At 70.2% G+C, this 20,197-nt stretch carries 16 protein-coding genes; 15 read left to right on the forward strand and 1 reads right to left on the reverse strand.

The features are described 5' to 3' along the window. Positions 1-72: 72 nt before the first annotated feature. Complete coding sequence (locus ACFVIM_RS04025) at positions 73-927, reverse strand: C40 family peptidase (protein ID WP_384298086.1); 855 nt, start codon at positions 925-927, stop codon at positions 73-75. 932 nt (positions 928-1,859) lie between these two features. Here ACFVIM_RS04025 and ACFVIM_RS04030 point away from each other — a divergent pair. From ACFVIM_RS04030 to ACFVIM_RS04100, 15 genes are all read left to right on the forward strand, one after another. Continuing rightward, on the forward strand, positions 1,860-2,219 hold the full coding sequence (locus tag ACFVIM_RS04030) for an NADH-quinone oxidoreductase subunit A (protein ID WP_384298088.1): 360 nt from the start codon (positions 1,860-1,862) through the stop codon (positions 2,217-2,219). 36 nt (positions 2,220-2,255) lie between these two features. Further along, complete coding sequence (locus tag ACFVIM_RS04035; RefSeq protein WP_384298091.1) at positions 2,256-2,810, forward strand: NuoB/complex I 20 kDa subunit family protein; 555 nt, start codon at positions 2,256-2,258, stop codon at positions 2,808-2,810. 88 nt (positions 2,811-2,898) lie between these two features. Continuing rightward, a complete protein-coding gene (locus tag ACFVIM_RS04040) occupies positions 2,899-3,627 on the forward strand; it encodes an NADH-quinone oxidoreductase subunit C (protein WP_384298093.1) in 729 nt (242 codons plus the stop codon). Beyond that, on the forward strand, positions 3,624-4,946 hold the full coding sequence (locus tag ACFVIM_RS04045) for an NADH-quinone oxidoreductase subunit D (protein WP_384298097.1): 1,323 nt from the start codon (positions 3,624-3,626) through the stop codon (positions 4,944-4,946). The genes ACFVIM_RS04040 and ACFVIM_RS04045 overlap by 4 nt, the downstream gene beginning before the upstream one ends. Then, positions 4,943-5,833: an NADH-quinone oxidoreductase subunit NuoE gene (gene nuoE, locus ACFVIM_RS04050; protein WP_384298100.1), complete on the forward strand. Its 891-nt coding sequence runs from the start codon at positions 4,943-4,945 to the stop codon at positions 5,831-5,833. Before ACFVIM_RS04045 ends, nuoE begins: the two co-directional genes overlap by 4 nt. Then, positions 5,833-7,203 (forward strand): NADH-quinone oxidoreductase subunit NuoF, encoded by a 1,371-nt coding sequence (nuoF, locus tag ACFVIM_RS04055; RefSeq protein ID WP_384298102.1) that lies wholly within the window; start codon positions 5,833-5,835, stop codon positions 7,201-7,203. The genes nuoE and nuoF overlap by 1 nt, the downstream gene beginning before the upstream one ends. Beyond that, positions 7,200-9,692, forward strand: a complete 2,493-nt coding sequence (locus tag ACFVIM_RS04060) for an NADH-quinone oxidoreductase subunit G (RefSeq protein WP_384298104.1) — start codon at positions 7,200-7,202, stop codon at positions 9,690-9,692. The genes nuoF and ACFVIM_RS04060 overlap by 4 nt, the downstream gene beginning before the upstream one ends. A 47-nt stretch (positions 9,693-9,739) precedes the next feature. Then, the gene (nuoH, locus tag ACFVIM_RS04065) at positions 9,740-11,089 is read left to right on the forward strand and encodes an NADH-quinone oxidoreductase subunit NuoH (protein ID WP_384298194.1); all 1,350 of its coding nucleotides are present in this window, start codon (positions 9,740-9,742) and stop codon (positions 11,087-11,089) included. Between the two features lie 169 nt (positions 11,090-11,258). After that, positions 11,259-11,867, forward strand: coding sequence for an NADH-quinone oxidoreductase subunit NuoI (gene nuoI / locus ACFVIM_RS04070; RefSeq protein WP_384298197.1), 609 nt, complete (start codon positions 11,259-11,261; stop codon positions 11,865-11,867). Continuing rightward, positions 11,864-12,784, forward strand: a complete 921-nt coding sequence (locus ACFVIM_RS04075; protein ID WP_384298107.1) for an NADH-quinone oxidoreductase subunit J — start codon at positions 11,864-11,866, stop codon at positions 12,782-12,784. Before nuoI ends, ACFVIM_RS04075 begins: the two co-directional genes overlap by 4 nt. After that, positions 12,781-13,080, forward strand: coding sequence for an NADH-quinone oxidoreductase subunit NuoK (gene nuoK / locus ACFVIM_RS04080; RefSeq protein ID WP_384298109.1), 300 nt, complete (start codon positions 12,781-12,783; stop codon positions 13,078-13,080). Before ACFVIM_RS04075 ends, nuoK begins: the two co-directional genes overlap by 4 nt. Before the next feature lie 14 nt (positions 13,081-13,094). Beyond that, positions 13,095-14,990, forward strand: coding sequence for an NADH-quinone oxidoreductase subunit L (nuoL, locus tag ACFVIM_RS04085; protein WP_384298111.1), 1,896 nt, complete (start codon positions 13,095-13,097; stop codon positions 14,988-14,990). A gap of 3 nt (positions 14,991-14,993) precedes the next feature. Beyond that, positions 14,994-16,565, forward strand: coding sequence for an NADH-quinone oxidoreductase subunit M (locus tag ACFVIM_RS04090; RefSeq protein WP_384298114.1), 1,572 nt, complete (start codon positions 14,994-14,996; stop codon positions 16,563-16,565). Continuing rightward, entirely contained in the window at positions 16,562-18,211 is a 1,650-nt protein-coding gene (gene nuoN, locus ACFVIM_RS04095) for an NADH-quinone oxidoreductase subunit NuoN (RefSeq protein WP_384298117.1), read from the forward strand. Before ACFVIM_RS04090 ends, nuoN begins: the two co-directional genes overlap by 4 nt. A gap of 240 nt (positions 18,212-18,451) precedes the next feature. Continuing rightward, a complete protein-coding gene (locus ACFVIM_RS04100; protein ID WP_384298119.1) occupies positions 18,452-20,113 on the forward strand; it encodes a class I adenylate-forming enzyme family protein in 1,662 nt (553 codons plus the stop codon). Positions 20,114-20,197: the final 84 nt, after the last annotated feature.

Raw genomic sequence — 20,197 nt, forward strand, 5'->3', positions numbered from 1 at the left:
AGGGCCGGCCGGGAGGAACCCGGCCGACCCCGTCGGCGATGAGCACTCCCCGGAGCATCGGGGAGGACGGACTCAGAGCACCCGCACCGCACCGGTCGCGGGGTACCCGGACAGGTCCTGGATGACCACGCCCTTACGGGGGTTGGCCGCGTCCAGGTACTTGCCGTCACCGATGTAGACACCGGTGTGCCACGCGGAACCCGCGTTGCCCCAGTAGAGGATGTCCCCGACCTTGAGGTTGGAGGTCCCCACCTGGCGCCCGGCCACCGACTGGTCCTGCGACACCCGGGGCAGGTCGACGCCGACCTGACGGAACGCCGCCTGCACCAGGCTGGAGCAGTCCCAGGAGTTGGGGCCGGTGGCGCCCATGACATAGGCGTCGCCGACCTGGGCCTTGAGGAAGCTGATGACCGTGGCGACCGAGCCCGACGCCTTGGAGGAGCTCTCGCCGCGGTTCGACGCCTTGCTGGAGGAGCCGGAGGAGCTGGCGGAGCCCTCGCCGGAGTCGGCGGAGGTGGCGGCGAGCTGGGTGCGCTCGGCGGTGCGCGAGGCGCGCTCGGCGGCCTGCTGACGCTTCTTCTCCTCGGCGCGCTCGGCCTCGGCCTTGCGGATCGCCTCGGCCTTGGCGGTCTTGGCGGCCTTCTCCGCCTGGACGGCGGCGGCGTCCTCCTGGGCCTGGAGATCGCGGTCGAAGGCGGCCTGGCGCTGGGTCTCGACGGCCTGGGTCACGGCCTCGGCGAGTCCGGCCGAGGTGACCGTGGGCATCTCGATGGTCTCGGTCACCGGTTCGGCGTTGGCCGTTCCGGCGGATCCGGCCACCGCGATGGTGCTGAGAACGCCACCGGCAACCCCGGCCCGGAGCGCCATGGTCGAGGCGCTGCGACGGCGGGGCTTCCGGTGGCTGGGTATGTGAGCGGTGTGGGACATGGGACAACCGCTACCAGCCCCGCGCGGTTCCCGACAAGAAACGTGGTGTGCGCCACAGTTGCGATCGGAACGTTACAATCCGCTTTCTGGTGGCCTTTATTGACGCCCTAACGGGCATTCTGGACAGTTGTGATCACGGCCTTGATCACCGACTTTCGGGAAAACGTCCGAATTGCCAGCCGCCTACCACTGCTCGCCACTCTTGGCCAAGCCCTCCACTTGGCGGCCCCGTCATGGTGTGGCGCAGGTCACATGACAGGCGCTCTGGTGGGCGCCCCTCCCTCTCCTCGCCCTGACGGAGGGGAGGCTCCATCCGGATAACGGGTGGATCGCGGAACGTGTCTGATCTGTCGCGTTCCGCGATGCCCGCGACACTCGCGACGCTCGTGACGCCGGGGGGCGGATCGCCTCGGCGGGGTCATGAGGGTCCGCCTGCCCCGGCCCTCCGGGCGCCATGCGGCCCTCACGGAGGGCGCCGCTCTCCCTGCGCACCGTCACCGACCCTCGTGCGCACCGTTCGTGAACGTCCGCACACGCCGGGTCATCGCGCATCGCGCTCCATGACCGGGTGATGGGCGGGAGCTGGTTCTCTATCATCCCGGGCGGCGGATCTCGAATTTGCCACCGCGTATCTATCCTTGATAGTGCGAGACCGCTCCGACCAGCGGTAACGCAAGTGAATGTCACCTCTCGTGATCACTCGCACGCTTCACGTATGAAGATCAGCTCTCATCCGCCTTCATGATCGTTCGCCGGGTGGTGGAGATCACAAAGGCGATGACCGACCCCGTGTCGCAGATCACAGACCGGCGGGCATAGGATGCAGCGCAAGTCGGGCTTGTGAACTGCCTCACATGAACACGATCTTCGAGGCTGTGCGATGACGCCCGGTGCGGTCCATCGGTCAAGGACGACTGGAAGGAGCGAGGAGGGTGAATGCCTACGCGCCCATCCTTGTACTCGGCGCCCTCGGGGCAGGGTTTGCGATCTTCTCCGTGGTCATGGCCACGCTTATCGGCCCCAAGAGGTACAACCGGGCGAAGCTCGAAGCGTATGAGTGCGGCATCGAACCCACTCCCACGCCCGCGGGCGGCGGGCGCTTCCCCATCAAGTACTACCTGACGGCGATGCTCTTCATCGTCTTCGACATCGAGATCGTCTTCCTCTACCCCTGGGCGGTCAGCTTTGACGTCCTCGGGCTGTTCGGGCTCGTGGAGATGCTGCTCTTCGTGCTCACGGTCTTCGTCGCCTACGCATATGTCTGGCGGCGCGGCGGCCTGGAGTGGGACTAACAGGGGCTGAGGGGACTGAGGGGCTGAGAGGCACCAATGGGACTCGAAGAGAAGCTGCCGAGCGGCTTTCTGCTGACCACGGTGGAGCAGGCGGCGGGGTGGGTGCGGAAGGCCTCGGTCTTCCCGGCGACCTTCGGACTGGCCTGCTGCGCCATCGAGATGATGACCACCGGCGCCGGGCGCTACGACCTGGCCCGCTTCGGTATGGAGGTCTTCCGGGGCTCGCCCCGCCAGGCCGATCTGATGATCGTGGCGGGTCGCGTCAGCCAGAAGATGGCGCCCGTGCTCCGGCAGGTCTATGACCAGATGCCGAACCCCAAGTGGGTCATCTCCATGGGGGTGTGCGCGTCCTCCGGCGGCATGTTCAACAACTACGCGATCGTGCAGGGCGTCGACCACATCGTTCCCGTCGACATCTATCTGCCCGGCTGCCCGCCGCGCCCGGAGATGCTGCTGGACGCGATTCTGAAGCTCCATCAGAAGATCCAGAGCTCCAAGCTCGGCGTCAACGCGGAGGAAGCGGCCCGCGAGGCGGAGGAGGCGGCACTCAAGGCGCTGCCGACGATCGAGATGAAGGGGCTGCTCCAGTGAGTGAGGCGCGTCTGTGCGCCCCGCGGGCGAGAAACGCGGGCGAGGCAGCGGACAGGGGAACCGGCAGGGGAACGGACAGGGGAGAGCAGTGAGTGACCAGCCCAACCCCGAGAAGGAACTGAGCGAGCAGAACCTCCCCGGTCAGCGTGGTGAGCATGGCGAGGAGATCCGGGTCCAGCACGGCATGTTCGGGGCCAACAACGGGGGTGACACCTCCGGCTACGGCGGTCTCGTCCGTTCCGTACGGCTCCCGGGTGAGGCGACCCGCCCCTACGGCGGCTACTTCGACGAGGTCGCCGACGAGCTCGAAGGGGCGCTGGAGGAGCAGGGGATCGTGCCCGAGAACGCCATCGCCAAGACGGTGGTCGACCGGAACGAGCTGACCTTCCATATCGAGCGCGAGCATCTGCTGAGCGTCGCCCGCACCCTGCGGAACGACCCCGCGCTCCGGTTCGAGCTGTGCACCGGCGTCAGCGGGGTGCACTACCCCGAGGACAAGGGCCGTGAGCTGCACGCGGTCTACCATCTGCGCTCGCTCACCCATGGCCGGCTGATCCGGCTGGAGGTCTCCGCCCCGGACGACGATCCCCATATCCCGTCCCTGGTCGCGCTCTATCCGACCAACGACTGGCATGAGCGCGAGACCTACGACTTCTTCGGTCTCGTCTTCGACGGGCACCCGGCCCTGACCCGGATCATGATGCCGGACGACTGGCAGGGCTTCCCCCAGCGCAAGGACTATCCGCTCGGCGGGATCGCCGTCGAGTACAAGGGCGCCCAGATCCCGGCTCCGGACCAGCGGAGGTCGTACTCGTGACCACTCCCCACGCCTCGGCACGCGACACCACCGAGGGCCGCGTCTACACCGTCACGGGCGGCGACTGGGACGAGGTCGTCCAGTCGGCGGCGCGAGCCGACGATGAGCGGATCGTCGTCAACATGGGTCCCCAGCACCCGTCCACCCACGGGGTGCTCCGGCTGATCCTGGAGATCGACGGCGAGACCGTCACCGAGGCCCGCTGCGGCATCGGCTACCTCCACACCGGTATCGAGAAGAACCTCGAATACCGCACCTGGACCCAGGGCACCACCTTCGTCACGCGCATGGACTATCTGACGCCGTTCTTCAACGAGGCGGCGTACTGCCTGGCGGTGGAGAAGCTGCTCGGCATCGAGGACCAGGTGCCGGACCGGGCCACGGTGATCCGGGTGCTCCTGATGGAGCTCAACCGGCTCTCCTCCCATCTGGTGTGCATCGCCACCGGGGGCATGGAGCTCGGCGCCACCACGATCATGATCTACGGCTTCCGTGACCGTGAGCTGATCCTGGACCTCTATGAGCTGATCACCGGGCTCCGGATGAACCACGCCTTCATCCGTCCGGGCGGGCTCGCCCAGGATCTGCCGCCGGGCGCGGTGGACCAGCTCCGCGAGTTCCTCAAGACCATGAAGCGCAATCTGCCGGAGTACGACAAGCTCGCCACCGGCAACCCGATCTTCAAGGCCCGGATGCAGGACGTCGGCTATCTCGATCTGACCGGCTGTATGGCGCTCGGTGCCACCGGTCCCATCCTGCGGTCGGCCGGGCTCGCCCACGATCTGCGCAAGACCGACCCGTACTGCGGCTATGAGACCTATGACTTCGAGGTCCCGACCGCCGACAGCTGCGACTCGTACGGTCGTTTCCTGATCCGGCTGGAGGAGATGCGGCAGTCGCTGCGGATCGTCGAGCAGTGTCTGGACCGGCTGGAGCCGGGGCCGGTGATGGTCGCCGACAAGAAGATCGCCTGGCCCGCGCAGCTCGCGCTCGGGCCGGACGGGCTCGGCAACTCGCTGGACCACATCAAGAAGATCATGGGCACCTCCATGGAGGCCCTGATCCACCACTTCAAGCTGGTCACCGAGGGGTTCCGGGTCCCGGCGGGCCAGGCGTACGCGGCCGTGGAGTCGCCCAAGGGCGAACTCGGCGCCCATGTCGTCTCCGACGGGGGCACCCGCCCCTACCGGGTCCACTTCCGGGATCCGTCCTTCACCAACCTTCAGGCCATGGCGGCGATGTGCGAGGGCGGCCAGGTCGCCGATGTCATCGTCGCCGTCGCGTCCATCGACCCCGTGATGGGAGGCGTCGACCGATGACGGCGCAGTCGCCGACACCCGAGGTGCACCTGGGGATGCCCCAGCCTCCCGCACCCGACTACCCGGCCGAGGTCCGCACCCGGCTGGAGCGGGACGCCAAGGAGATCGTCGCCCGCTACCCGGACTCCCGCTCGGCCCTGCTGCCGCTGCTCCATCTGGTGCAGTCGGAGGAGGGGTACGTCAGCCGCACCGGTATGAAGTTCTGCGCCGAGACACTGGAGCTGACCACCGCCGAGGTCACCGCGGTCGCCACCTTCTACTCGATGTACCGGCGCAAGCCGTCCGGGGACTACCAGGTCGGGGTCTGTACCAACACCCTGTGCGCGGTCATGGGCGGTGACGCCATCTTTGAGGACCTCAAGGAGCACCTCGGCGTCGGCAACAACGAGACCACCGAGGACGGCAAGGTCACCCTGGAGCACATCGAGTGCAACGCGGCCTGTGACTTCGCCCCCGTGGTGATGGTGAACTGGGAGTTCTTCGACAACCAGGACATCCCCTCCGCCCGCAGGCTGGTGGACGACCTGCGCGCCGGGCGCGAGGTGCGGCCCACCCGGGGCGCCCCGCTCTGCGACTTCCGGGCCACCGCCCGGGTGCTCGCCGGGTTCCCCGATGAGCGCCCCGGCGCCGTCGCGGGCGGCGGGGGCGCCGGACCCGCCTCGCTGATCGGGCTCCGGCTCGCCCAGGGCGAGACCCCGCACCGGGTGGTCTCCCCGCGCGGGGAGAGCGCCGAGGCCGTTTCCGACGCCCCGCCGGGGCCGGGCTCCCAGCACCTCAGCTCCCATGACGCGCCCCAGCGCACATCGGCGTCGGACCCGGCCCACCCGGCCGGCCCCGTGAGCGAGGAGCGGCCCGCACCGGGACCGGCCACCGAGGAGGGGGAGTGATGACCGTGTCGACCGCATACGGAAGCGGCGAGGCCAGCGGCGGAGGCACCGGCCCCGAGAAACTGCTCACCCCGGTCCTCTCCGCCTTCTGGGACGACCCCGAGTCCTGGACGCTGGCGACCTACCGCCGTCACGAGGGCTATGAGGGCCTGCGCAAGGCGCTCGCGATGACCCCCGACGACCTCATCGCCTATGTGAAGGAATCCGGGCTGCGCGGCCGGGGCGGCGCGGGCTTCCCCACCGGGATGAAGTGGCAGTTCATCCCCCAGGGAGACGGCAAGCCTCACTATCTAGTTGTCAACGCCGACGAGTCGGAGCCCGGGACCTGCAAGGACATCCCGCTCCTCTTCGCGAACCCGCATTCCCTCATCGAGGGGATGATCATCGCCTGCTACGCGATCCGTTCGAACCACGCCTTCATCTATCTGCGCGGTGAGGTCGTCCCCGTACTCCGCAGGCTGCACGAGGCCGTACGCGAGGCGTACGACGCCGGGTACCTCGGCAAGGACATCCTCGGCAGCGGGCTCGATCTCGACATCACGGTGCACGCGGGGGCGGGCGCGTACATCTGCGGTGAGGAGACCGCGCTGCTCGACTCGCTGGAGGGACGGCGCGGCCAGCCCCGGCTGCGACCGCCCTTCCCCGCGGTCGCCGGTCTGTACGCGTGCCCCACTGTGGTGAACAACGTCGAGTCCATCGCGTCGGTTCCCGCGATCCTCAACCGGGGCAAGGACTGGTTCCGTTCGATGGGCAGCGAGAAGTCACCGGGCTTCACGCTCTACTCCCTCAGCGGCCATGTGGCCAGCCCCGGCCAGTACGAGGCCCCGCTCGGGATCACCCTGCGCCAACTGCTCGACATGAGCGGCGGGATGCGGCCCGGACACCGGCTGAAGTTCTGGACCCCCGGCGGCTCCTCCACCCCGATGTTCACCGACGAGCACCTCGATGTGCCGCTCGACTACGAGGCCGTCGGCGCCGCGGGCTCCATGCTCGGCACCAAGGCGCTCCAGTGCTTCGACGAGACCACCTGTGTGGTGCGGGCCGTCACCCGTTGGACCGAGTTCTACGCCCATGAGTCCTGCGGCAAGTGCACCCCCTGCCGCGAGGGCACCTACTGGCTGGTCCAGCTGCTGCGCGACATCGAGAACGGCTCGGGGACCCTCTCCGACCTCGACAAGCTCCACGACATCGCGGACAACATCAACGGCAAGTCCTTCTGCGCCCTCGGCGACGGCGCCGCCTCCCCGATCTTCTCCTCGCTGCGGTACTTCCGCGCGGAGTACGAGGAGCACATCACCGGCAAGGGCTGCCCCTTCGACCCCGCGAAGTCCACCGTGTGGGCCGACCACCGTACGGAGGTGAAGGCATGACCGTGACCACGAGCGCACCCTCCGGAGGAGGCCAGGCGCCGGTCCCCCCGGAGGACCTCGTCTCGCTCACCATCGACGGCGCCGAGATCAGCGTTCCCAAGGGCACCCTGGTCATCCGTGCCGCCGAACTGCTCGGCATCGAGATCCCCCGCTTCTGCGACCATCCGCTGCTCGACCCGGCGGGCGCCTGCCGCCAGTGCATCGTGGAGGTGGAGGGCCAGCGCAAGCCGATGGCCTCCTGCACCATCACCTGCACCGACGGCATGGTCGTGAAGACCCAGCTCTCCTCGCCCGTCGCCGAGAAGGCGCAGAAGGGCGTGATGGAGCTGCTGCTGATCAACCATCCGCTGGACTGCCCGGTCTGCGACAAGGGCGGCGAGTGCCCGCTGCAGAACCAGGCCATGTCCCACGGCGGCGCCGAGTCCCGGTTCGAGGGGCGCAAGCGCACCTTCGAGAAGCCGGTGCCGATCTCCACCCAGGTGCTGCTGGACCGCGAGCGCTGTGTGCTGTGCGCCCGCTGTACCCGCTTCTCCAACCAGGTCGCGGGCGACCCGATGATCGAGCTGCTGGAGCGGGGCGCGCTCCAGCAGGTGGGCACCGGCGAGGGCGACCCGTTCCAGTCGTACTTCTCCGGCAACACCATCCAGATCTGCCCGGTCGGCGCGCTCACCTCGGCCGCCTACCGGTTCCGCTCCCGCCCCTTCGACCTGGTCTCCTCGCCCAGCGTCTGCGAGCACTGCGCGGGCGGCTGCGCCACCCGCACCGACCACCGGCGCGGCAAGGTGATGCGGCGGCTCGCCGCCGACGACCCCGAGGTCAACGAGGAGTGGATCTGCGACAAGGGCCGGTTCGGCTTCCGCTACGCGCAGGCCCGGGACCGGCTCACCACCCCGCTGGTGCGGGACGCCGACGGGGTGCTCCAGCCCGCGAGCTGGCCGGAGGCGCTGGCCGCCGCCGCCCAGGGACTGCTCGCCGCGCGCGGCCGGGCCGGGGTGCTGGCGGGCGGACGGCTGACCGTCGAGGACGCCTACGCCTACGCCAAGTTCGCCCGGGTCGCCCTCGCCACCAACGACGTCGACTTCCGCGCCCGTACCCACTCCGCCGAGGAGGCGGACTTCCTCGCCGCCAGGGTCGCGGGCCGGGGCCGGGACCTGGACGGCACCGGGGTCACCAACTCCGTACTGGAGCGGGCGCCCGCCGTGCTGCTGGTCGGCCTGGAGTCCGAGGAGGAGGCCCCCGGGGTCTTCCTGCGGCTGCGCAAGGCGCACCGCAAGCACCGCCAGCGCACCTACGCCCTCGCCACACACGCCACGCGCGGGCTGGCGAAGGCCGGCGGGACGCTGCTGCCCGCCGCGCCCGGCACCGAGACCGAGTGGCTGGACGCGCTCGCCTCCCGGGTCGGACTCGACGAGAGCGGCGCCGAGGCCGCCGAGGCGCTGCGCGCCGAGGGCGCGGTCATCGCGGTCGGCGAGCGGCTCGCGGCGGTGCCCGGCGGACTGACCGCCGCCGTCCGCGCCGCCACCGCCCTCGGCGCTGCCCTGGTGTGGATCCCCCGCCGCGCGGGTGAGCGCGGCGCCGTCGAGGCGGGCGCGCTGCCCTCCCTGCTGCCTGGCGGACGCCCCTCGGCCGACGCGCGGGCGCGCGAGGAGACCGCCGAGATCTGGCGGGTACGGGAGTTGCCGCGGGAGTACGGACGGGACACCGGCCGGATCGTGGCGGCCGCGGCCGACGGCGAACTCGGCGCCCTCCTCGTCGCCGGGGTCGAACTCGCCGATCTGCCCGACCCGGCGCGCGCCCGCGCGGCGCTGGACGCCGTCGGCTTCCTGGTCTCCCTGGAGTTGAGCCCCAGCGAGGTCACCGAGCGGGCGGACGTGGTCTTCCCGGTCGCCGCCGTCGCCGAGAAGTCCGGCACCTTCCTCAACTGGGAGGGCCGGGCCCGGATGTTCGAGGCGGCGCTGAAGCCCGAGCAGATGACCCGGCGGCTCGCCCCGGCCGACTCCCGGGTGCTGCATATGCTCGCCGACGCGATGGACGTGCCCCTGGGGCTGCCCGATCTGGCCGCCGTCCGGCGCGAGCTGGAGCGGTTCGGGAGCTGGGCCGGACCCCGGTCCACCGAACCCATGGAGGCGGCCCGTCCGCTGCCCCGCCCCGGCGCGGGCCAGGCGGTGCTCGCCGGACACCGGCTCCTGCTCGACCAGGGTCTGCTCCAGCGCGGTGACACCGCGCTCGCGGGCACCCGGCACGCCGCCGTCGCCCGGCTCTCCGCCGCCACGGCCGCCGAGGCCGGGATCGCCGACGGCCGGACGCTGGCCGTCACCGGGCCCACCGGCACCGTACGGCTGCCGCTGGAGGTGACCGAGATGCCCGACCAGGTGGTGTGGCTGCCGCTGAACTCCACCGGCGGTGGCATCGCCGCCGACACCGGGGCCCTTCCCGGCGAGCTGGTCTCGATCGCTCCCGCCGACGCCACCGTGGAGGTGGACGCGTGAACGGCCTCGCCACGACCCAGCGGGTGCTCGCCGCCGAGGACCTGTCGATGTTCGGCCGCGACCCCTGGTGGCTGGTCCTGCTCAAGGCGGTGTTCTGCTTCGCCTTCCTGATGGTGACCGTGCTCTTCTCCATCGTCTGGGAGCGCAAGGTCGTCGCCTGGATGCAGCTGCGCATCGGACCCAACCGGCACGGCCCCTGGGGGCTGCTCCAGTCCCTCGCCGACGGCGTCAAGCTGATGCTCAAGGAAGATGTGATCGTCCGGCGCGCGGACAAGGTGGTCTACATCCTCGCGCCGATCGCCGCCGCGATCCCCGCCTTCATGGCCATCGCGGTGATCCCCTTCGGGCCCGCGGGCAACGAGATCTCCATCTTCGGCCAGCGCACCACCATGCAGCTGACCGATCTGCCGATCGCGATGCTCTACATCCTGGCGGTGGCCTCGGTCGGGGTCTACGGCATCGTGCTGGCGGGCTGGTCCTCCGGCTCCACCTATCCGCTCCTGGGGGGCCTGCGCTCCTGCGCGCAGATGATCTCGTACGAGATCGCCATGGGCGCCGCCTTCGCCTCCGTCTTCCTCTACTCCGGGACGATGTCGACGTCGGGGATCGTGGAGGCGCAGGCCGACCGGTGGTTCGTGATCCTGCTGCCGGTCTCCTTCATCATCTATGTGATCACGATGGTCGGGGAGACCAACCGGGCGCCGTTCGACATGCCCGAGTCCGAGGGCGACCTGGTCGGCGGCTTCAACACCGAGTACAGCTCCATCAAGTTCGCGCTGTTCATGCTGGCCGAGTACGTCAACATGGTCACCGTCTCCGCCGTCTCCGTCACCCTCTTCCTCGGTGGCTGGCGCGCGCCCTACCCGATCTCCACCTTCTGGGAGGGCGCCAACCACGGCTGGTGGCCGATGCTCTGGTTCGTCCTCAAGGTGCAGCTGCTGCTCTTCTTCTTCATCTGGCTGCGCGGCACCTTGCCACGCGTCCGCTACGACCAGCTGATGAAGCTCGGCTGGAAGGTCCTCATCCCGGTCTCGGTGGTCTGGCTGATGCTCGTCGCCACCGTCCGCGCGCTGCGGAACGAGAACTACGACTTCCAGCAGATCCTCTTGTACGTGGCGGGGGCGGTCATCGCCGTCCTGTTGCTCTCCTTCGTGGTCGACGCCTTCCGGGGCCGGGACGGCCGCGACGGCGAGGCCGCCCGGGGCGCGCCGGAGCCCTTCGACCCGATGGCGGGCGGTTTCCCCGTACCGCCACTGCCCGGACAGAGCCTGCCGCCCGTGCCGCGCAGGCGTCCCCGGCGGGAGCGCGAGCTGATTGTCAGTGGTGCTCCCGATACTGACAGTGACAGTGCCCGGGGTGGACATCCTCGCGACGGAAAGGAGGCCGACGGTGTCTGACGAACGTTCACGCTCCCAGCAGCCCGAGACGGCCGGAGGGCTGGAGAAGGCGGAGCGGGCGGGCGAGGCCGCGCAGCCCGGTCAGTCCGGTCAGCCCGCCGTATCCGCGCGGGACACGGCCGGCGGGAACCCGGAGGGCGGCTTCCAGAACCCGGTCGCCGGGTTCGGTGTGACCTTCAAGGCCATGTTCAAGAAGCGGCTCACCGAGCAGTATCCGGAGCAGCAGAAGGTCACCGCTCCCCGCTTCCACGGCCGCCACCAGCTCAACCGCCATCCGGACGGGCTGGAGAAGTGTGTGGGGTGCGAGCTGTGCGCCTGGGCCTGTCCGGCCGACGCGATCTACGTGGAGGGCGCGGACAACACCGACGAGGAGCGTTACTCGCCGGGCGAGCGCTACGGCCGCGTCTACCAGATCAACTACGCCCGCTGCATCCTGTGCGGGCTCTGCATCGAGGCGTGCCCCACCCGGGCGCTGACCATGACCAACGACTTCGAACTGGCCGACAGCTCCCGCGAGAACCTGATCTACACCAAGGAGCAGCTCCTCGCCGGTCTGGAGGAGGGCATGGTCGACTCGCCGCACGCGATCTACCCCGGCACCGACGAACAGGACTACTACCGGGGGCGGGTCACCGAGGCCGCCCCGGGCACGGTCCGTCAGGTCGCCGTGTCCCAGGGGGAGGAACCTCCCGAGGCCGCTGCGGCCGCCGAGGCCACGGCGGCCACCGCGGGCTCCGGGGACGAGGCGTCGGCGCGCGGCGAGGGGGCGGTCGCGTGAACGGCCTCGCCGCGACGGTCACCTCGACCGGGGAGGCGGTCCAGTTCTGGGTGCTCGGCACGATCGCGGTGATCGGAGCCCTGTGCACCATCCTGATGCGGCGGGCCGTGCACAGCGCGCTCTGTCTCGCCGGGACCATGATCATTCTGGCAGTCTTCTACCTCGCCAACGGCGCCTACTTCCTCGGCGTCGTCCAGATCGTCGTCTACACCGGCGCGATCATGATGCTCTTCCTCTTCGTGGTCATGCTGGTCGGTGTCACCGCCGCCGACTCGCTGAAGGAGACCATCAAGGGCCAGCGCTGGCTCGCCGTGCTCTGCGGCCTCGGCTTCGGGATCCTGCTGATCGCCGGGATCGGCCAGGCGTCGCTCCAGCAGTTCAACGGGCTCGGCGCCGCCAACAGCGCCCGCGGCGGCAATGTCGAGGGACTCGCGGCGCTGATCTTCACCAAGTACGTCTTCGCCTTCGAGATCACCGGCATCCTGCTGATCACGGCCGCCGTCGGCGCCATGGTCCTCACCCACCGGGAGCGCACCGAGCGGGTGAAGACGCAGCGGGAGCAGGCCGAGCAGCGCGTACGCGAGGGCAAGCACCTGCCGCCGCTGCCCGCCCCCGGCGTCTACGCCCGGCACAACGCGGTGGACATCGCCGGACTGCTGCCCGACGGCACCCCGTCCGATCTGACGGTCAGCCGCACCCTGCGCGAACGCGGCCAGATCCGGGACGTCTCCACCCAGGCGCTGGAGGACCTCAAGGCCCTGGAGCGTCGCTCGGAGCGGCGGCTGGGGCGGACGGGACACGGCCCGGATCCGGACGATCCCGGCACCCCCGGCGCTCCCGGAGCCCCCGGCGCTCCCGGTGAACGGAGTCCCGAGGACCGTCCGCGGGACCGTGACGGAGAGGAGGCCACGCGGTGAGTCCGGTCAACTACCTCTATCTGGCCGCCCTGTTGTTCACCATCGGCGCGGCCGGTGTCCTCATCCGGCGCAACGCGATCGTGGTGTTCATGTGTGTGGAGCTGATGCTCAACGCCTGCAACCTCGCGCTCGTCGCCTTCTCCCGGATGCACGGCAACCTCGACGGACAGATCATCGCCTTCTTCACGATGGTCGTCGCCGCCGCCGAGGTCGTGATCGGGCTCGCGATCATCGTGTCGCTGTTCCGCTCCCGCCACTCGGCCTCGGTCGACGACGCCAGCCTGATGAAGCTCTGAGGGGTCGCTGAATCGTGGAGAATCTGATCGCGCCGCTGATCGCGGCGCCTCTGTTCGGAGCGGCGGTGCTGCTCTGCGGCGGGCGGCGGCTCGACCGCGTCGGCCACTGGATCGGCACCCTGCTCGCCGGGGTGTCCTTCGCGCTCGCGGTGGTGCTCTTCGCCGACATGCTCGGCCGGGGCGCCGATGACCGCGCGCTGCACCAGCGGCTGTTCACCTGGATCCCGGTGGAGGGCTTCCAGGCGGACATGGCCTTCCAGCTCGACCAGCTGTCGATGACGTTCGTGCTGCTCATCACCGGTGTGGGCACCCTGATCCATATCTACTCCATCGGCTATATGGAGCACGACGAGCGCCGCCGCCGCTTCTTCGGCTATCTCAACCTGTTCCTCGCGGCGATGCTGCTGCTGGTCCTCGCCGACAACTACCTGCTGCTGTACTTCGGCTGGGAGGGCGTCGGTCTCGCCTCGTACCTCCTGATCGGCTTCTGGCAGCACAAGCCGAGCGCGGCGACGGCAGCGAAGAAGGCCTTCCTGGTCAACCGGGTCGGTGACATCGGTCTGTCGATCGCCATCATGCTGATGTTCACCACCTTCGGGACCTTCGCCTTCGGGCCGGTGCTGGACTCCGCGTCGAAGACGAGCGAGGGCACCCTGACGGCGATCGGGCTGATGCTGCTGCTGGCCGCCTGCGGCAAGTCGGCGCAGGTGCCGCTCCAGTCCTGGCTCGGGGACGCGATGGAGGGCCCGACCCCGGTCTCGGCCCTGATCCACGCGGCCACCATGGTGACGGCGGGCGTCTATCTGATCGTCCGCTCCGGCGCGATCTTCAACGCGGCGCCCGACGCCCAGCTGGTGGTCGTGATCGTCGGCGCGGTCACGCTCCTCTACGGTGCGATCGTCGGTTGCGCCAAGGACGACATCAAGAAGGCCCTCGCCGGGTCCACCATGTCGCAGATCGGCTACATGATCCTGGCCGCCGGGCTCGGCCCCATCGGCTATGTCTTCGCCATCATGCACCTGGTGACGCACGGCTTCTTCAAGGCCGGGCTCTTCCTCGGCGCCGGTTCGGTCATGCACGGCATGAACGACGAGGTCGATATGAGGAAGTACGGCGGGCTGCGCCGCTATATGCCCATCACGTTCGTCACCTTCGGCCTCGGCTATCTGGCCATCATCGGCTTCCCCGGGCTCTCCGGCTTCTTCTCCAAGGACAAGATCATCGAGGCCGCCTTCGCCAAGGGCGGCACCGAGGGCTGGATCCTCGGCTCGGTCGCCCTGCTGGGCGCGGCCATCACCGCGTTCTATATGACCCGGGTGATGCTGATGACCTTCTTCGGCGAGAAGCGCTGGCAGCCCGACGCCGAGGGCCGTGAGCCCCATCCGCACGAGTCGCCGAAGTCGATGACGATCCCGATGATCGTGCTGGCCTTCGGCTCGGTCTTCGCGGGCGCCTTCTTCGGCATCGGGGACCGCTTCCTGAAGTGGCTGGAGCCGGTCACCGGCTGGGACCACGGCCACTCCCCGCTGAGCGCGGCGACGGTCACCACCGCCACCGTCGTGGTGCTGGTCATCGGTGCCGCCATCGCCTGGGGGATGTACGGGCGGGCGCCGGTCCCGGTCACCGCGCCGCGCGGCTCGCTGCTGACCCGGGCGGCCCGCCGCGACCTCTACCAGGACGACATCAACCATGTGGTCCTGGTCCGCGGCGGCGAGCATCTGACCCGCTCCCTGGTCTATGTCGACCACACGCTGGTCGACGGGGTGGTCAACGGCACGGCCGCCTCTGTCGGCGGGCTCTCCGGCCGGCTGCGCAAGCTCCAGAACGGCTACGTCCGCTCGTACGCCGTCTCCATGTTCGGAGGTGCGGCGGTGCTGATCGCCGTGACCCTGCTGATGAGGGCGGTGTAACCCATGTCCTTCCCGCTCCTCACGGCCACGGCCGTGGTCCCGGCCGTCGGCGCCATCGTCACCGCCGCCGTGCCCGCCGCCCGGCGGACCACGGCCAAGGTGCTGGCGCTGGGCTTCTCCCTGGTGACCTTGGCCCTGGCGGCGGTCGTCTTCACCCGGTTCGAACCGGGCGGTGACCGCTACCAGCTGACCGAGTCCCACTCCTGGATCGCCGACTTCGGCGTCCGCTACGAACTGGGAGTGGACGGCATCGGGGTGGCGCTGATCGCGCTGACCGCGCTGCTGGTGCCCTTCGTCATCCTCGCCAGCTGGCGCGACACGGATCCGCTGGAGACCGGCAGCTCCCGCTGGCGGCCCACCCAGGGCTTTTTCGCGCTGATCCTGATGGTCGAGGCGATGGTGATCCTCTCCTTCGAGGCCACCGACGTCTTCCTCTTCTACATCCTCTTCGAGGCCATGCTCATCCCGATGTACTTCCTCATCGGAGGCTTCGGGGACCGCGCCCACCAGGGCAGCGAGAAGAACGCGGCGGCCCAGCGCTCCTACGCGGCGGTCAAGTTCCTGCTCTACAACCTGGTCGGCGGGCTGATCATGCTCGCCGCCGTCATCGGGCTCTATGTCGTCGCGGGCAGCTTCTCGCTCACCGAGATCGCCGCGGCCCGCGCCAGCGGCGAGCTGGAGATGGCGACCAACACCGAGCGGCTGCTCTTCCTCGGCTTCTTCTTCGCCTTCGCCATCAAGGCCCCGCTGTGGCCGCTGCACACCTGGCTGCCCAACGCGATGGGGGAGGCCACCGCGCCGGTCGCCGTGCTGATCACGGCGGTGGTCGACAAGGTCGGCACCTTCGCGATGCTCCGCTTCTGTCTCCAGCTCTTCCCGGAGGCGTCGAAGTGGGCCACACCGGTGATCCTGGTGCTGGCGCTGATCAGCATCGTCTACGGGGCACTGCTCGCCGTCGGCCAGCGGGACATCAAGCGGCTGATCGCCTACGCCTCGATCTCGCACTTCGGCTTCATCGTGCTCGGCATCTTCGCGATGACCTCACAGGGGCAGTCCGGCGCGACGCTCTACATGGTCAACCACGGGATCTCCACGGCCGCGCTGATGCTGGTGGCCGGATTCCTGATCAGCCGGGGCGGCTCGCGGCTCATCGCGGACTACGGCGGGGTGCAGAAGGTGGCCCCGGTCCTGGCGGGCACCTTCCTGGTCGGCGGGCTCGCCACGCTCTCGCTCCCCGGGCTCGCGCCGTTCGTCAGCGAGTTCCTGGTCCTGGTCGGCACCTTCAGCCGCTATCCGGTGGCCGGGATCGTGGCCACCTCCGGCATCGTGCTGGCCGCGCTCTACACCCTCGTGCTCTACCAGCGGACCATGACCGGACCGATCCGGCCCGAGCTGGTGAAGATGCCCGATCTGCGCGGCCGTGAGCTGGCGGTGGTCGCCCCGCTGATCGCGCTGCTGCTCTTCCTCGGCGTCTTCCCGAAGCCGCTGACGGACGTGGTCAACCCGGCCGTGGAGCACACGCTCTCCGACGTACAGCAGAAGGACCCCCGGCCCGACGTGGAGGCGGCCAAGTGAGCACGACTTCTGTCCACACCCTGTGGACGACGGCGGCCGAACCGCTCGGCAAGATCCCCGCGCCGGACATCGAGTACGGCCAGCTCGCCCCGGTGCTGATCGTGGTGGGCGCGGCGCTGGTGGGACTGCTCTTCGAGGCGTTCCTGCCGCGCAAGGCCCGCTACCACGCCCAGATCGGGCTCGCCCTGATCGCCCTGATCGCCTCCTTCGCCGCCGTCATCGCCCTCGCCGAGGGCGGCTACGGCACCACGAAGGTGAACATCGCGGCGATGGGCGCCCTCGCCATCGACGGTCCGACCCTCTTCCTCCAGGGCACGATCCTGCTGGCCTCCGTGGTCGCCGTCATGACCTTCGCCGAGCGCCGTCTCGATCCGAAGGCCCATGGGTACGAGATCGACCCCTTCGCCGCCCAGGCGGCGGCGGTGCCCGGCAGCGACAGCGAGAAGGCGGCGGTCAAAGCCGGGTTCACCACCACCGAGGTCTATCCGCTGGCCCTCTTCGCCATCGCGGGCCTGCTGGTCTTCCCCGCCGCCAACGACCTGCTGACGCTCTTCATCGCGCTGGAGGTCTTCTCCCTGCCGCTCTATCTGCTCTGCGCGCTCGCCCGGCGCAAGCGGCTGATGTCGCAGGAGGCGGCGGTCAAGTACTTCCTGCTGGGCGCCTTCTCGTCGGCGTTCCTGCTCTTCGGCATCGCCCTGCTGTACGGGTACGCGGGCTCGGTCTCGTACGCCCGGATCGCGGAGGTCGTCGACGGCAGCGTCCGCACGGTCGACCCGGCGCTCGCCGCGACCATGGGCAATGACGCGCTGCTGCTGATCGGCGCGGCGCTGATCCTGGTGGGGCTGCTCTTCAAGGTCGGCGCGGTGCCGTTCCATATGTGGACGCCCGATGTCTACCAGGGCGCGCCCACCCCGGTCACCGGCTTCATGGCGGCGGCGACCAAGGTGGCCGCGTTCGGCGCGCTGATGCGGCTGCTCTATGTGGTGCTGCCGGGACTCAGCTGGGACTGGCGGCCGGTGATGTGGGCCGTCGCGATCGTCACCATGCTCGGCGGCGCGATCGTGGCGATCACCCAGACGGATATGAAGCGGCTGCTGGCGTACTCCTCGATCGCGCACGCGGGCTTCATCCTGGCCGGTGTCATCGCCACCAGCGAGAAGGGGGTCTCCTCGGTCCTCTTCTACCTCGGGGCGTACTCCTTCGTCACGATCGGCGCCTTCGCCGTGGTGACCCTGGTCCGGGACGCGGGCGGCGAGGCCACCCACCTCTCCCAGTGGGCCGGGCTCGGACGGCGCTCACCGCTGGTGGCGGCCGTCTTCGCGGTCTTTCTGCTGGCCTTCGCCGGGATCCCGCTCACCTCGGGCTTCTCGGGGAAGTTCGCCGTCTTCTCGGCGGCGGCCGAGGGCGGCGCCGGAGGGCTGGTGGTCGTCGGTGTGATCGCCTCCGCCATCGCCGCGTTCTTCTACATCCGGGTCATCGTGCTGATGTTCTTCCAGGAGCCCCAGGCCGACGGGCCCACGGTGGCGGTTCCCTCCGGGATGACGATGGCCGCCATCGGGCTGGGGGTGGTGGTGACCGTGGTGCTCGGTGTGGCGCCGCAGTACTTCCTCGACCTCGCCGGACAGGCGGGGACCTTCGTGCGGTAGCGGTAGCGGTAGCGGTAGCCGTGTAGCGGTCGCGGTTGGTCGCGGTCGCGGCCGCGACCGCGACTGTCCGTGCCGCTGTGGTCGGCGACGGGTCCGGTCCCCTCGTGGCAGGGGGCCGGGCCCGTTCTCGATGCGCGGGCGCGTTCTTGACGTGCGGGAGCGGGCTGCATACCGTCCCGAGCGGCCGGGGAACGCGCCGGGCGGGGGTCCCGTCATGCCACAGCAGAGAGGGCCATCGACATGCCAGAGCGCACCCCCGAGCAGCTGCTCACCGCCCTCGGCGCGCCGTTCGCCGCCGCCCGGGACGAGGACGGTGTGCTCCGCTACACCGACGGCCCGCGCACCCTCCGCGAGGTCTTCGAGACCATCTGGGCCCATGGCGAGCGGCCGTTCCTGATCGCCGAGCACACCACGTACACCTACCGCTCCTTCTTCGCCGCCGTCTGCGCGCTGGCGCGCGAGCTCGGCGAGGAGTACGGCGCCCGCCCCGGCGACCGTGTCGCCATCGCCCTGCGCAACCACCCCGAGTGGCAGGTCGCGTTCTGGGCCACCCAGATCGCGGGTCTCGTCGCCGTTCCGCTCAACGCCTGGTGGACGGCGGCCGAGCTGGAGTACGCGCTCGACGACTGCGCCCCCACCGTCCTCTTCGTCGACGACGAGCGCCTGCCGCGCGTCGACGCCTGGCGCCGCCGCAACGGCACCCGGACGATCGCCCTCCGCGGCGACCGCCCCCGCGGCGGCCCCGCGCCGGACGGGGTGGAGTGGTACGAGGAGGGCCGGCCCGATCCGTACGGCGCGCCGCCCCCGGTCGAGGTGCGGCCCGAGGACGACGCCACCCTCATCTACACCTCGGGGACCACCGGCCGTCCCAAGGGCGCGGTCGCCACCCATCTCGCGCAGGCGGGCGCGGCCCTGCACCCCCGGTACTTCGCGGCCCTGTCCGCCCTGGAGCGCGGGGCGGTCCCCGGTCTCGGCGCGGCCCCGGTCACGCTGATGACCTTCCCCTTCTTCCATGTCGCCGCGTTCACCACCCTCTACGCGGCGATGGGGGCGGGCGGCTCGCTGGTGCTGATGCGCAAGTGGGACGCCGAGCGGGCGCTCGCCCTGATCGAACGTCACCAGGTCACGCACTACTCCGGGGTGCCCACCACCGCGCTCCAGCTGCTGGAGGCCGCCCGGCGCGCCGGAAGCACCCTCCCCTCGCTCACCCATCTCAACACCGGTGGCGCTCCCGCGCCGCCCGCCCTGCTCACCCTGCTCGCCGAGCGCTGCGGACGCCGGGTGGAGCCCCGCAGCGGCTACGGCCTGACCGAGACCAGCGGCGGGGTGCTCGCCCACTTCGGGGAGCGCTACTGGAACGATCCCGCCGGGGCGGGCGCCCCCGCGCCCGCCGTCGAGATCCGGGTCGCCGGACCCCATGGCGGCCAGCTGCCCGACGGCGAGATCGGAGAGTTGTGGCTGCGCGGCCAGTCCCTGGTGCGCGGCTACTGGCGCGACGCGCCCGCGACAGCGGCGGCCTTCCCCGACGGCTGGCTGCGCACCGGGGACCTGGCGCTGATGCGCGCGGGGCGCGTGAGCGTGGTGGACCGGCTGCGGGACATGGTGGTGCGCGGTGGCGAGAACGTGTACTGCGCCGAGGTGGAGGCCGTCCTCCAGGACCATCCCGGGGTCGCGGACGCGGCGGTGCTGGGGGTGGCCCATCCGGAGCTGGGCGAGGAGGTCGCGGCGGTGGTGCGGACCCGGCCCGGGGTGACGCTGACGGCGGAGGAGGTGCGGACGCATGTGGGGCGGACGCTGGCGGGGTTCAAGGTGCCCGCGCGGGTGATGTTCGGCGAGGTGCCGCGCAACCCCACGGGCAAGATCCTCAAGCGCGAGCTGCGGCGGCGGCTCGATCCCGGGTGAGGGGGTTCCGTACGTACCGTATGTACGGGGACTGCCCGAGGCGCGGGGTGGTCCGCGATGTACGGGCGGTCGGTGCGGACCGTA

The organism is Streptomyces sp. NPDC057638 (genome assembly GCF_042800315.1).
Lineage (GTDB): Bacteria > Actinomycetota > Actinomycetes > Streptomycetales > Streptomycetaceae > Streptomyces.

Coding starts and splice junctions, on each gene's coding strand:
- ACFVIM_RS04025 (WP_384298086.1), bottom strand. CDS start 927: ATGTCCCACACCGCTCACATACCCAGCCACCGGAAGCCCCGCCGTCGC.
- ACFVIM_RS04035 (WP_384298091.1), top strand. CDS start 2,256: ATGGGACTCGAAGAGAAGCTGCCGAGCGGCTTTCTGCTGACCACGGTG.
- nuoE (WP_384298100.1), top strand. CDS start 4,943: ATGACGGCGCAGTCGCCGACACCCGAGGTGCACCTGGGGATGCCCCAG.
- nuoF (WP_384298102.1), top strand. CDS start 5,833: ATGACCGTGTCGACCGCATACGGAAGCGGCGAGGCCAGCGGCGGAGGC.
- ACFVIM_RS04060 (WP_384298104.1), top strand. CDS start 7,200: ATGACCGTGACCACGAGCGCACCCTCCGGAGGAGGCCAGGCGCCGGTC.
- nuoH (WP_384298194.1), top strand. CDS start 9,740: ATGTTCGGCCGCGACCCCTGGTGGCTGGTCCTGCTCAAGGCGGTGTTC.
- ACFVIM_RS04090 (WP_384298114.1), top strand. CDS start 14,994: ATGTCCTTCCCGCTCCTCACGGCCACGGCCGTGGTCCCGGCCGTCGGC.
- ACFVIM_RS04100 (WP_384298119.1), top strand. CDS start 18,452: ATGCCAGAGCGCACCCCCGAGCAGCTGCTCACCGCCCTCGGCGCGCCG.